Origin of the sequence: Streptomyces sp. enrichment culture (genome assembly GCF_964272895.1) — a bacterium.
Taxonomy (GTDB): domain Bacteria; phylum Actinomycetota; class Actinomycetes; order Streptomycetales; family Streptomycetaceae; genus Streptomyces.
The window spans coordinates 3,531,880-3,544,621 of the sequence record NZ_OZ186832.1 but is presented as its reverse complement, the minus strand read 5'-3'; the positions used below and the strand labels follow the sequence as shown (position 1 = coordinate 3,544,621).

Sequence of the window (12,742 nt, the reverse complement as noted above, 5' to 3'; positions counted from 1 at the left end):
TGTATCACGGCAGGTCACGCCGGGCAATGAGGCCTGAGCGGAACCTGTCGGCGGTTCCGTCGTTGTCCTCTCTTACCCCTGTTTCCCCGTCGGACGGACCTTTTTGACGGTCCGTCGGGGTGAAGGCTAACCCCGGCGGGGGGTGAGGCCGTGCAGCAGGTGGTGGACCAGCTCGCCGACGGAGTCGAGCGCGGACTCGGCCGGGAGGTGGCCGCCCGCGACGAAGGCGGCGACGCCGTGCAGGGCGGCGCCCGCCAGGAGGGTGATGCGCTCGGGGTCGCCCGGAACGATCTCGCCGCGGGCCTGGGCGCCGGTGATCAGGTCGAGGAACGGGGTCATCGCGGCCGCCACCGCCGCGGCGAGCTGCTCGGAGATGTCCGGGTCGTGCTTGCGCGCGTACATCAGCTCCAGCAGGGCCGCGTTGTCGACGGCGAACCGGAGGTAGGCGCGGGCCAGGGCCGTGAGGCGGGTCTCCAGGGGGAGGGAGGGGTCGTCGGCGCCGTGCACGGCCTGCGTCATGCGCTGGAAGCCGGTCAGCGCGAGCGCGTCGAGCAGGGCCTGCTTGTCCTTGAAGTGCCGGGTGGGCGCGGCGTGGCTGACGCCGGTGGTGCGGGCGAGTTCGCGCAGCGACAGCGCGGTGACGCCCTTGTCCCGCAGGGTCTCCTCGGCGCCGGCGAGCAGGGCGGCGCGGAGGTCTCCGTGGTGGTAGGGGCGGTGCTCCGGCATGGTCAGCATCGTAGCTCTATGTAGTCACTGACAGCATCGCCGCGGAGGGGCACGGTGTTGTCATTGACAGCATTGTTGTCGCTGCCTACATTGACGCCATGTCGTCTACGTCTGCACCGGTGTCCCGGCCGGCCAAGTGGAACGCCTCCCGCATCCCCGACCTGTCCGGCCGCACCGCGGTGATAACGGGCGCGAACAGCGGCATCGGCCGCACGGCCGCCGCGGCGCTGGCCCGCGCCGGGGCGCGGGTGGTGCTCGCCGTACGCGATCCCGAACGGGGCCGGAGCGCGGCCGCCGCCATGGGCGGGAGCACCGAGGTGCGCCGGCTCGACCTCGCCGACCTCTCCTCGGTCCGCGCCTTCGCCGAGGAGTGGGGTGAGCGCCCGCTGGACCTGCTGATCAACAACGCGGGCGTCATGATGCTGCCGAAGCTGGAGACGCGGGACGGCTTCGAGATGCAGTTCGGCACCAACCACCTCGGCCACTTCGCGCTCACCAACCTGCTCCTGCCGCACATCACCGACCGCGTGGTCACCGTCTCCTCCGGCGCCCACCGCTGGGGCGGCGCGAAGAACCGCATCCGCTTCGAGGACCTGAACTGGAGCACGGGCTACACCCCGCAGGCCGCCTACGCCCAGTCCAAGCTGGCCAACCTCCTGTTCACCCTGGAGCTCCAGCGCCGCCTGAGCGAGGCCGGCTCCCCGGTCCGCGCGCTCGCCGCACACCCCGGCTGGTCCGCCACCAACCTCCAGAGCCACCACCCGAGCCCCCTCGCCCGTGCCGTCATGCTGGCCGGCAACAAACTGCTCGCCCAGGACGACCGGGCCGGCGCCCTGCCCACCCTCTACGCGGCCGTGGAGGACCTCCCCGGCGCCAGCTACATCGGCCCCGACGGCCCCGGCGAACTCCGCGGCACCCCCACCCTGGTCGGCCGCTCCCGCGCGGCCAGCGATCCGCGCGCGGCGCGGCAACTGTGGGACGCCTCCGAGGAACTGACCGGGACTCGCTTCCCCCTGGGCGTCGGCGCCGCCTGACCCGGCGGCTCCCCCTGGCCGTATGCCCCCTTCGCTCGGGCCCAATGGGCCGAAATAATGGCGCACTCGGCGGCCACGCCGCCGAAGTCGTCATGAACGGGCCCGCGATGGGGGAGGGTTGAGCCGTGCGCAGAGTCTGGGTGTTCGGCGGCGTGGCGCTCGGGATGGGCCTGAGCTTCGTCATGCTGCTCGTGATCGGGGTGTACGTCGTCGCCGGGAACCTCGTCAACGGGGTCGGAGGCGGTGGCCGGGCGCTGGCCAAGGGGGCGGTGCCGGCGGCGTACCGGAGTCTGGTGCAGCGGTGGGGGAACCTCTGCCCCGCCATCAGCCCCGCTCTGCTCGCCGCGCAGCTCTACCAGGAGAGCGGGTTCAATCCGAACGCCCAGAGTCCGGCCGCCGCGCAGGGGATAGCGCAGTTCATTCCGGGCACCTGGGCCACTCACGGTCTCGACGGGGACGGTGACGGCGACCGGGACGTCTGGGACCCGAACGACGCGATCCCCTCGGCGGCGTCCTACGACTGCACGCTCGCCAAGTACGTCAAGGACGTGCCGGGCGACCCCACCAAGAACATGCTGGCCGCCTACAACGCGGGGGCGTACGCGGTCATCAAGTACGGGGGCGTACCGCCGTACAAGGAGACCCAGAACTACGTGAAGACCATCACGACCCTGCAGACGAGCTTCGCCGCGCCCGTCCGTCGGGTCGATCCCTCCCGGCAGGCCGCGGGGGCCATCCACTACGCGCAGCAGAAGCTGGGGACTCCGTATCTGTGGGGTGGGAACGGTACGCCGGAGCAGGGTGGGCGGTTCGACTGTTCGGGGCTGACGAAGGCGGCGTACGCGAGTGTGGGGATCGAGTTGCCGCGGGTGGCGAACGATCAGTACAACGCGGGGCCGCATCCCTCGCGGGACGAGCTGCTCCCTGGTGACCTGGTGTTCTTCTCGCCCGATCCGAACAACTCGCGGGCCATCGACCATGTGGGGATCTACGTCGGCGGCGGCTACATGATCGACGCGCCGTACACCGGTGCCGTGATCCGGTTCGACCCGATCGACACCCGGAAATACTTCGGCGCGACCCGCGTCACCGAGGATGGCGCGAAAGCGCTGCCGACAGGTGTCTGAAAAGGTGTACGGAGCGTGAATCCACCCCCTGAACTGCGGTGATGGGTCTCTCTTCGATAACGTCTGCGTGATCATTCGATGGAGTGTGGAACGAACCGATGGGGGCCGTGCGTTCCTGTTGACGGATCCACCCCCGGATCCATACGCCAGTACGACGAAGGGGCCGCTGCACCATGGCTGGACTCGCGCAATCCGGGTCGAACCCCGACGTCGAGCTGCTCTACGACATCAATGGCCTGGCCAAGGACGCGCCGCACTGGTTCGACAAGGTCATGGAGTACGTCGGTGAGTACGGGCTGCTGCTCGCCATGGTGCTGCTGGTGCTGTGGTGCTGGTGGACCGGGCGCCGGCGCGCCGACCCCGAGGAGGCGGCCTCCTCGGCGGCCGCGCTGGTGTGGGCGCCGCTCGCGGCCGGCGTCGCCGTCCTGGTCAACGTGCCGATACGAGGCTTCGTGGAGCGGCCGCGACCGTTCCTCGACCACCAGGGCCTGGAGGTCCTGGTCTCCGGCAAGACCGACTACTCCTTCGTCAGCGACCACGCGACGATCACCATGGCGATGGCCGTCGCCCTGTTCGTCGCCAACCGCCGCTTCGGGCTCGTAGGCATAGGGCTGGCCCTGCTGGAAGGCTTCTGCCGGGTCTACATGGGCGTGCACTACCCGACCGACGTCGTCGGCGGCTTCGCCCTCGGCACGGCCGTGGCCCTGCTGCTGTCGCCGCTCGCCATGGCGCTGCTCACCCCGCTGACCCGCGCCATCGAGCGCTCGCCGCGGGCCGGGTGGCTGATCCGGCGGCGCTCACCGGAGGGCGCCGGGGACACGGTGATCCCGGGCGCCCGCAGCGAGAAGTCCCAGGACACCGAGCGGGACCTCGCGGCCTAGGCGTACCTGGAGCGCCCGGCCCCTGCCGCCCCGGCGGCTGCGGGTCACAGCGCCTGGGGGTAGGTGAACACCCGGTCCGGGTCGTACTGCTTCTTCAAGCGGGCCAGCCGCGGGGCCGCGTCGCCGTAGTACGCCTGGCGCCAGTTGCTGAGCGTCGGGTCGGTGTAGTTCTGGTAGGCCGCGCCGGAGGCGTAGGGGCGCATCGCGTGGTGGGCCTCGGTGAGCCAGGACTGGGCGGTGGCGCCGGAGGTGCCGGCCCGCCAGGCGCCGATGTACTGGGCGAGCATGCGCGAGCGGCGGTGCACGAAGGCCGTGGCGGTCGGGGAGACCCGGTTGATCGCGCCGCCCAGCGCGGTCAGCGCGATCGAGCCGGCGCCGCCGCGCACCGAGCGGATCTGCGTCAGCAGGGTGCGGATGCCGGCCGCGGACAGGGAGCGGTCGAAGAAGTCGGAGCGGGCCGCGTACGTCTCGCGGCCCAGCGCGCCCTGCGGGGAGCGGCCCGGCGTGGACCCCGGCAGATGGCACTGCGCGTCGGTGGCGAAGGACGAGCAGCCCGCGTACACCTCCATCGCCTCCTCGTAGCTCCTTCTCCGCAGTGACACGCTCGTCGCCGACGCCCCGATACGGTCGGCCAGCCGGTCCACCGCGTTCTGCAGCTCGCCGTAGGTGCCCAGCGAGAACGCGGCGACGGAGACGGTCGGGGTGCCTCCCGCCGCGTTCGCCAGGTGCAGGGACGACCAGATCTCGTCGGGCTGGGCCGGTCCCCACTCCTGCCACGCCTTCACCACCGCCGCCGCCTTCGACCACGGCCAGCTCATATAGGCGGACACCGCCTGCGGGGCCGGGTGGGTGCGGAAGCGCAGCTCGGTGACGACGCCGAAGTTGCCGTTGCCCGCGCCGCGCAGCGCCCAGAAGAGGTCCTTGTTCTCGCGGGCGTCGGCGACGAGCTGCCGGCCGTCGGCCGTGACCAGGGTCGCCCGGGTGAGGCTGTCGCAGGTCAGCCCGTACGCCCGCGACACCACGCCGTGCCCGCCGCCGAGGACCAGCCCCGAGACGCCGACCGTCGGGCAGGAGCCCGCGGGGATCGTCACCCCGCGCGCGGCGAGCGCCCGGTAGACGTCGATCAGCTTGGCGCCCGCGCCGACGACCGCCTCCCGGCCGCTCGCCCGGACCCGGCTCAGCCGGGAGACGTCGATGATCAGCCGTCCGTCGCCGGAGGACCAGCCCGCGTAGGAGTGGCCGCCGTTGCGGATCGCCACCCGCACGTCATGGGTCTTGGCGTACGACAGGACGGTGCGGATGTCGGCGGTGTGGGAGACGTAGGCGACCGCCGCGGGCCTCAGCGAGTCGAAGCGGGTGTTGTACAGCTGCCGGGCCGTCGCCCAGGCCGCGTCGCCGGGGCGGATCAGCGGGCCGTCGAGGTCGCGGGCCAGGGCGGCCCAGTCGGCCGCGGCGGCGCTCATCGGCGTGCTCGTGAGGAGGGCGGGAGAGGAGCGCCGGTCGCGGGCGGTTCCGGTGCCGCCGGTGCAGGCGACCGACGCGGCCGCCGCGAGGGCGGCGACTCCGCCGCCGATGAAGGTACGCCGCTCCATGTCCGCCTCCGCTTCGCGCCTGTCCCTGTGCAACGAGACGGGTGTCCGGGCTGCCGGGTTCCACCTCGTTCGGGCGGTTCCCAGTCGTTCTTCCCACGCCCTGTCACCTGTGGTGTAGCGTCATGGACGAGTGTCTCTTTTGTCCGTATCGGCGGGGTCGCCGCCACTGGCGGACCGAGTTGTTCCGGAACCTCCACGTGCCCTCCCCGTAAGCATTCCGTGACCTAACCGCACCGACCGCAGGGGTTCACCCCCCGTTCACTTCCGGCCATAGGCGGCTTCACCTGTTCTGCCTAATTTCGGCCTTACCCGGAGCGGAGCGCGCCTAGAGATGCGCCCGAGCCGACCAACCTCGCACGCCGCCGGATTCAGGACGGCGGCTCCTGGAAGGAACTCCCGAAAGTGAAGCTTCAGCGCATGAACCGGCGGGCCCTCACCCTCGGTGCTCTCGCCGTCTCCGGCGCCCTGGCCCTCACGGCGTGCGGCTCCGACGACACGGGTGAGAAGACGGGCAACGGCAACGCGTCCACCCAGGCCGCCGGTGACATCAAGTGCGACGACGCCAAGGGCCAGCTGCTGGCCGACGGCTCGTCGGCGCAGAAGAACGCGATCGACGCCTGGGTCAAGCAGTTCTCCGCCGCGTGCGGTGTGCAGATCAACTACAAGGGCGGCGGCTCCGGCGCCGGTGTCACCGCGTTCACCCAGGGCCAGGTGGCCTTCGCCGGCTCCGACTCCGCGCTGGACCCGGAGGAGATCGCCGCCTCCAAGAAGGTCTGCTCCGGCGGCCAGGGCATCGACCTGCCGATGGTCGGCGGCCCGATCGCCGTGGCCTTCAACGTCCCCGGTGTCGAGGACCTGGTCCTGGACGCGCCGACCCTGGCCAAGATCTTCGACAGCAAGATCACCAACTGGAACGACCCGGCGATCAAGAAGCTGAACCCCGAGGCGAAGCTTCCCGACCTCAAGATCCAGGCGTTCCACCGCTCCGACGAGTCGGGTACGACGGACAACTTCACCAAGTACCTGATCGCCGCCACCCCGGAGAACTGGAAGTACGAGGGCGGCAAGGCGTGGCAGGCCAAGGGCGGCCAGGCGGCCTCCGGCTCCTCCGGTGTCGCCCAGCAGGTCAAGCAGACCTCCGGCGCCATCGGCTACATGGAGCTCTCCTACGCCAAGGGCATGGGCGTCGTCGCCATCGACACGGGCGCCGCCGCCCCGGTCAAGGCATCCTCCGACGGTGCCACCAAGGCCATCGCGGACGCCAAGGTCGTCGGCACGGGCAAGGACCTGGCGCTGGAGATCAACTACAAGACCAAGGCCGAGGGCGCCTACCCGATCACCCTGGTCACCTACGAGATCGTCTGCGACAAGGGCAACAAGGCGGACACCCTGCCCGCCACCAAGGCATTCCTGCGCTACATCGCCAGCGAGGACGGCCAGAGCGTCCTCGCCCAGAACGACTACGCGCCGATCCCGGCCGACATCATCGCCAAGGTCCGCACGACCATCGAAGAGATGAGCTGACCCCGCGTGCGGTCCGGGCCCACCCGGGTCCGGACCGCACCGTCCGGTGCACCGCCGCCAGGAGCCGCACGTGAGTCCGGCTCCACCGAGCCGCCCGTCACGGACGGCTCCGCAGACCGGAGACCTCGATGGACATAACCACCAAGAACACCTCAGCACCTCCACCCGTCCAGCAGCCCGGCCCCGCCGAGCAGAAGCGCAACGCGCGCGGCGCCACCCGGCCCGGAGACAAGATCTTCCTCGGCCTCTCCCGCGGCTCGGGCATCTTCCTGCTGGTGATCATGGCCGCCATCGCGGCCTTCCTCACCTACCGCTCCGTCCTCGCCATCAGCAAGGACGAGGGCAACTTCCTCACCACCTTCGAGTGGAACACGGGCACCGAGGAGCCGGTCTTCGGCATCGCCGTCCTGGCCTTCGGCACGATCGTCTCCTCGATCATCGCGATGATCATCGCGGTGCCGGTCGCGGTCGCCATCGCCCTGTTCCTCACCCACTACGCCCCGCGCCGGCTGAGCGGTCCGATCGCCTACGTCATCGACCTGCTCGCCGCCGTGCCGTCCATCGTCTACGGCCTGTGGGGCGCCCTGGTCCTCGTACCGCACATGAACGGCCTGTTCGGCTGGCTGGACGACTACCTCGGCTGGACCGGCGTCTTCGACTGGGACGGCGGGCCTCCCCGCTCCATGCTCACCGTCGGCATCCTGCTGGCGATCATGATCCTGCCGATCATCACCAATGTGAGCCGCGAGGTCTTCAAGCAGGTCCCGCAGATGCACGAGGAGGCGGCCCTGGCCCTCGGCGCCACGCGCTGGGAAGTCATCCGCATGGCCGTCCTGCCCTTCGGCCGCTCCGGCGTGATCTCCGCCTCGATGCTCGGCCTCGGCCGCGCGCTCGGCGAGACCATGGCCGTCGCCACCGTGCTCTCCCCGAACTTCCTCATCGAGGCCAGCCTGCTCAACGCGGGCGGCGGCACCTTCGCCCAGAACATCGCCAGCAAGTTCAACGAGGCCACGCCCTTCGGCCGGGACGCGCTCATCGCCTCCGGTCTGGTGCTGTTCATCATCACCCTGCTGGTCAACGGCGCGGCCCGCGCGATCATCGCCCGCCGCAAGGAGTACTCGGGGGCCAACGCATGAGCCACGCCGTCGTCACCAAGCCCGCCGGCTCCCTGCACGGCGCCCGGCTGCCCAAGTGGGGTCCCTGGGCCATCGCCGCGGGCTCCGTCGCCGCCGGTGTGGGCATCAGCTTCGCCGCCGGTCTGGAGAGCAGTGTCCAGTGGGGCCTGATCGCCGCGGTGCTGTTCGTCCTCGGTACGTATGTCATCGCCGCCCGCGTCGAAGGCACGCGGCAGGCCAAGGACCGGGTCGCGACCTCGCTGGTCTGGGTCGCGTTCCTCCTCGCCGTGGTGCCGCTCGCCTCCCTGGTCTGGGAGACGGTCGAGCGCGGCACCAAGGTCCTCGACGTCTACTTCCTGACCCACTCCATGGGTGTCGTCGCCGACAGCGAGCCCGGCGGCGGTATCTACCACGCCATCATCGGCACCCTGGAGCAGGTCGGTCTCGCCACGCTCATCGCCGCGCCGATCGGTGTGCTCACCGCGATCTACCTCGTGGAGTACGGGCGGGGCAGGCTGGCCCAGTCGATCACGTTCTTCGTCGACGTGATGACGGGTATCCCGTCGATCGTCGCCGGTCTGTTCATCCTCAGCCTCATGCTGATGTGGGACATGCAGCCGTTCGGCTTCGCGGGCTCGCTGGCTCTGGCGATCCTGATGATGCCGGTGGTGGTGCGGTCCACGGAGGAGATGCTCAAGCTCGTGCCCAACGAGCTGCGGGAGGCGTCCCTCGCGCTGGGCGTGCCCAAGTGGCGGACCATCCTGAAGGTGGTCCTGCCGACCGCGATCGGCGGCATCACGACGGGCATCATGCTCGCGGTCGCCCGTATCGCCGGTGAGACCGCGCCCGTGCTGCTGCTGGTGTTCGGCAACCCGTTCATCAACAACAACCCGTTCGAGGGTGCGCAGGCGTCGCTGCCGCTGTACATCTACCAGCAGTACGCGCAGAGCGCGGGCTCGGAAGCGGCCTACGACCGCGCCTGGGCGGCGTCCCTGACGCTGATCGCCTTCGTGATGATCCTGAACCTCGCGGCCCGCGGCATCGCCCGCTGGAAGGCCCCGAAGACCGGTCGCTGACGCGGCCAATCGGCGACTGAGCAAGACTTACGGAAGTGAAGTAGACATGGCCAAGCGAATCGACGTAAGCGGACTGACCGCGTATTACGGCTCCCACAAGGCGATCGAGGACATCTCGATGACCGTCGAGCCGCGTTCTGTGACGGCGTTCATCGGGCCGTCCGGCTGCGGCAAGTCCACGTTTCTGCGCACGCTGAACCGGATGCACGAGGTGACGCCGGGCGGGCGGGTCGAGGGCAAGGTGATGCTCGACGACGAGGACCTGTACGGGGCCGGGATCGACCCGGTGTCGGTGCGGCGTGAGGTCGGCATGGTGTTCCAGCGGCCGAACCCGTTCCCGACGATGTCGATCTACGACAATGTCGCGGCGGGGCTGCGGCTGAACGGGAAGTACAAGAAGAGCCAGCTGGACGACATCGTCGAGAAGTCGCTCAAGGGCGCGAATCTCTGGAACGAGGTCAAGGACCGGCTGAACAAGCCGGGGTCGGGGCTCTCGGGTGGTCAGCAGCAGCGGCTGTGCATCGCGCGGGCGATCGCCGTCGAGCCGAACGTGCTGCTGATGGACGAGCCGTGCTCGGCGCTGGACCCGATCTCCACGCTGGCGATCGAGGATCTGATCGGTGAGCTGAAGGAGCGGTTCACGATCGTCATCGTGACGCACAACATGCAGCAGGCGGCGCGGGTCTCGGACCGTACGGCGTTCTTCAACCTGGCGGCCGTGGGGCAGCCGGGCAGGCTGATCGAGATCGACGACACGGAGCGGATCTTCTCCAACCCGTCGGTGCAGGCTACGGAGGACTACATCTCCGGTCGCTTCGGCTGATCCTTCCCGACCCCTCGCGGTGCTGCATGGCGGTGCCACCGCGAGGTCGAAGAGGGCCCGCCTCCTGGCTCCCGGGAGGCGGGCCTGTTCGTGTGTTCGGGTGCGGGCTTCGTGTTCGGGTGCGGGTGGGTGGGGGGATGCCTGCGGCGGCCCGCTGGTGTCCGGTGGGGGCGTGCGTAGCGCATGCCGGTGGGTTGTGGGTCGGGGCCGCGCCGGGGGGTGTCCGTCCTCGGTCCGGCGGTTCTCTTGGGACTTAGGGTGGCTGCCCGACGGACGCCGGCCGCTGCGGGCGGACACCCCCCGGCACGTCCCCTTCCCGCCGTCGGCGGCCGACCGACGCCCACGGTGGGTGGTGCCTTCTCGCCGTACGCGGCTTTTCGGCCCACGGTGTGTGGTGCCTTCCCGCCGTCGGCGGCTGACCGACGCCCACGGTGCGTGGTGGCTTCCCGTCGTCCGCGGCTTTCCGACCGGCCGCGGACGTGGGGGCTTTTCGTCGTGGGTGGGTGCGGGCGGTCCCTTCATGGCGCCGGGCAGGTGTACGTAGTCAGGGGCGCGGGGAACTGCGCGACCAGCCACGGACGGCCCGCAGTCGCCCACGGCGAGAAACCAGCCTCGAACGGTGGGCGCGTCCTACAGGAAGGCCAGGTGGACCACGCCGAACGCGCACGCGGCTACGGCGGCAGCCGCCGGCATCGTGATGAACCAGCCGAGGACGATGTTCTTGGCGACGCCCCAGCGGACGGCGTTGACACGTTTCGTCGCGCCGACGCCCATGATGGCGGACGTGATGACGTGGGTCGTGGAGATCGGGGCCTTGAAGAGGAAGGCCGTGGTGAACATGATCGACGCGCCGGTGGTCTCCGCGGCGAAGCCCTGCGGCGGGTCCAGTTCGATGATCTTGCGGCCCAGCGTGCGCATGATGCGCCAGCCGCCGGCGTACGTGCCGAGGGAGAGCATGACGGCGCAGGCGACCTTGACCCAGACGGGGATGGGGTCGCCGTAGTCCTCGACGTCGGCGATGACGAGGGCCATGACGACGATGCCCATGGTCTTCTGGGCGTCCTGGAGGCCGTGGCCGAGGGCCATGCCGGCCGCGGAGACGGTCTGGGCGATGCGGAAGCCGCGCTTGGCCTTGTGGGGGTTGGTGCGGCGGAAGATCCACATGATGGCCGTCATGACCAGGTAGCCGGCCAGGAGGCCCACCACCGGGGAGATGAACATCGGGATGACGATCTTCTCCAGGACGCCGTGCCAGTAGACCTGGGTGCCGCCGGCCAGGGCCGCGCCGACCATGCCGCCGAACAGGGCGTGCGAGGAGGACGAGGGCAGGCCGAAGTACCAGGTGATGAGGTTCCAGACGATCGCGCCGGTGAGGGCCGCGAAGAGGATGCCCATGCCGGTGGAGCCCTCGGGTGTCTGGATGATGCCCTCGGAGACCGTCTTGGCGACGCCGGAGCCCAGGAAGGCGCCGACGAGGTTCATCACGGCCGCCATGGCGAGCGCCGCACGCGGGGTGAGGGCCCTGGTGGAGACCGACGTCGCGATCGCGTTCGCCGAGTCGTGGAAGCCGTTGGTGTACGTGAAGAAGAGCGCGACCCCGATGGTCACGACCAGAGCGAAGGTGTCCATCGACGCCTCAGGACTCCTTGACCGCGATGGTCTCCACCGTGTTCGCCACGTGCTCGAACGCGTCGGCCGCCTCTTCGAGGACGTCCACGATCTGCTTGAGCTTCAGCACCTCGATGGCGTCGTACTTGCCGTTGAAGAGGTGGGCGAGCAGCTTGCGGTGGATCTGGTCGGCCTGGTTCTCCAGGCGGTTGACCTCGATCCAGTACTCGGTCAGGTTGTCCATCGTGCGGAGGTTGGGCATGGCCTCGGCCGTGAGCTCGGCCGCGCGGGACAGGACCTCGATCTGCTGCTCGACGCCCTTGGGCAGTTCCTCGACGTTGTAGAGGACGACCAGGTCGACGGCCTCCTCCATGAAGTCCATGATGTCGTCGAGGGAGGACGCGAGGGAGTAGATGTCCTCGCGGTCGAAGGGCGTGATGAACGAGGAGTTCAGCTGGTGGAAGATCGCGTGCGTGGCGTCGTCACCGGCGTGTTCCGCTGCCCGCATACGCTCCGCGATCTCGGCCCGGGCGGAGGTGTCCGCCCCGAGCAGTTCCATCAGGAGCTTCGAGCCCGTGACGATGTTGTCCGCGGAGGCGGCGAACATGTCGTAGAAGCTCGTCTCCCTGGGGGTCAGACGAAAGCGCACGTGGGGTCCTCGGGGTGCTTCGGTGTCGGTCAGGCTGATGCTAGGCGCAACATTCGGCCACGGCTAACGGGCCGTCCCCCAGTGTCGCCCATCAGGCAGAGTTATCGGCAGGCGGGCGGGGCAAGCCATGCACAGGGTGGTGTCGGCCACAGGCCCCTCATACCCGCGAAATTCGGTACCATATACCCAGTGGGGGTATATGGGGATGGGCTCGTCTTGAATGGGAGGCCGCTATGACGACCACCGAGACCGGTGCCGAGGCCGTGGTGAGCGACCACGACCACGGTGTGCACGGGTACCACAAGCAGAAGGACGAGCACCTCAAGCGCCTGCGGCGGATCGAGGGGCAGATCCGCGGCCTGCAGCGGATGGTCGACGAGGACGTCTACTGCATCGACATACTCACGCAGGTCTCCGCCTCGACGAAGGCGCTGCAGTCCTTCGCGCTGCAACTGCTCGACGAGCACCTGCGGCACTGCGTCGCGGACGCGGCCCTCAAGGGCGGCGACGAGATCGACGCCAAGGTCGAGGAGGCCACCAAGGCGATCGGGCGGATGCTGCGCACCTGAGCGGGGCCGGCAGGGGGG

Annotated in this window: 12 protein-coding genes; 8 read left to right on the top strand and 4 right to left on the bottom strand. The window is 69.8% G+C overall.

The window, feature by feature from the left end; translation table 11 throughout:
- Positions 1-126: 126 nt before the first annotated feature.
- A complete protein-coding gene (locus ACSU6M_RS16005) occupies positions 127-735 on the bottom strand; it encodes a TetR/AcrR family transcriptional regulator (protein WP_437070401.1) in 609 nt (202 codons plus the stop codon).
- 89 nt (positions 736-824) lie between these two features.
- Between ACSU6M_RS16005 and ACSU6M_RS16000 the strand changes: the two genes are divergently transcribed.
- The 3 genes from ACSU6M_RS16000 (at position 825) to ACSU6M_RS15990 (ending at position 3,768) form a co-directional block, all read left to right on the top strand.
- Entirely contained in the window at positions 825-1,760 is a 936-nt protein-coding gene (locus ACSU6M_RS16000; RefSeq protein ID WP_437070400.1) for an oxidoreductase, read from the top strand.
- 164 nt (positions 1,761-1,924) lie between these two features.
- Entirely contained in the window at positions 1,925-2,887 is a 963-nt protein-coding gene (locus tag ACSU6M_RS15995) for an NlpC/P60 family protein (protein ID WP_437075166.1), read from the top strand.
- A 173-nt stretch (positions 2,888-3,060) separates the two neighbouring features.
- The gene (locus tag ACSU6M_RS15990; RefSeq protein ID WP_437070399.1) at positions 3,061-3,768 is read left to right on the top strand and encodes a phosphatase PAP2 family protein; all 708 of its coding nucleotides are present in this window, start codon (positions 3,061-3,063) and stop codon (positions 3,766-3,768) included.
- A gap of 44 nt (positions 3,769-3,812) precedes the next feature.
- On the opposite strand, the gene ACSU6M_RS15985 is transcribed toward ACSU6M_RS15990, so the two are convergent.
- Positions 3,813-5,360: an FAD-binding oxidoreductase gene (locus ACSU6M_RS15985; protein ID WP_437070398.1), complete on the bottom strand. Its 1,548-nt coding sequence runs from the start codon at positions 5,358-5,360 to the stop codon at positions 3,813-3,815.
- 402 nt (positions 5,361-5,762) lie between these two features.
- Between ACSU6M_RS15985 and pstS the strand changes: the two genes are divergently transcribed.
- From pstS to pstB, 4 genes are all read left to right on the top strand, one after another.
- Positions 5,763-6,884: a phosphate ABC transporter substrate-binding protein PstS gene (pstS, locus tag ACSU6M_RS15980; protein WP_437070397.1), complete on the top strand. Its 1,122-nt coding sequence runs from the start codon at positions 5,763-5,765 to the stop codon at positions 6,882-6,884.
- Between the two features lie 128 nt (positions 6,885-7,012).
- On the top strand, positions 7,013-8,020 hold the full coding sequence (pstC, locus tag ACSU6M_RS15975) for a phosphate ABC transporter permease subunit PstC (RefSeq protein WP_437070396.1): 1,008 nt from the start codon (positions 7,013-7,015) through the stop codon (positions 8,018-8,020).
- Positions 8,017-9,075, top strand: coding sequence for a phosphate ABC transporter permease PstA (gene pstA / locus ACSU6M_RS15970; protein ID WP_437070395.1), 1,059 nt, complete (start codon positions 8,017-8,019; stop codon positions 9,073-9,075). Before pstC ends, pstA begins: the two co-directional genes overlap by 4 nt.
- A 46-nt stretch (positions 9,076-9,121) precedes the next feature.
- Positions 9,122-9,898 carry a phosphate ABC transporter ATP-binding protein PstB gene (gene pstB / locus ACSU6M_RS15965; protein WP_437070394.1) on the top strand — a complete coding sequence of 259 codons (777 nt, stop codon included), beginning with the start codon at positions 9,122-9,124 and terminating at the stop codon, positions 9,896-9,898.
- A 630-nt stretch (positions 9,899-10,528) separates the two neighbouring features.
- Here pstB and ACSU6M_RS15960 read toward each other — a convergent pair.
- Both ACSU6M_RS15960 and ACSU6M_RS15955 read right to left on the bottom strand, forming a co-directional pair.
- Positions 10,529-11,527, bottom strand: a complete 999-nt coding sequence (locus ACSU6M_RS15960) for an anion permease (protein WP_437070393.1) — start codon at positions 11,525-11,527, stop codon at positions 10,529-10,531.
- A gap of 7 nt (positions 11,528-11,534) precedes the next feature.
- Positions 11,535-12,155 carry a DUF47 domain-containing protein gene (locus tag ACSU6M_RS15955; RefSeq protein WP_399648038.1) on the bottom strand — a complete coding sequence of 207 codons (621 nt, stop codon included), beginning with the start codon at positions 12,153-12,155 and terminating at the stop codon, positions 11,535-11,537.
- 233 nt (positions 12,156-12,388) lie between these two features.
- Here ACSU6M_RS15955 and ACSU6M_RS15950 point away from each other — a divergent pair, with 233 nt between their 5' ends.
- On the top strand, positions 12,389-12,724 hold the full coding sequence (locus ACSU6M_RS15950; RefSeq protein ID WP_437070392.1) for a metal-sensitive transcriptional regulator: 336 nt from the start codon (positions 12,389-12,391) through the stop codon (positions 12,722-12,724).
- Positions 12,725-12,742: the final 18 nt, after the last annotated feature.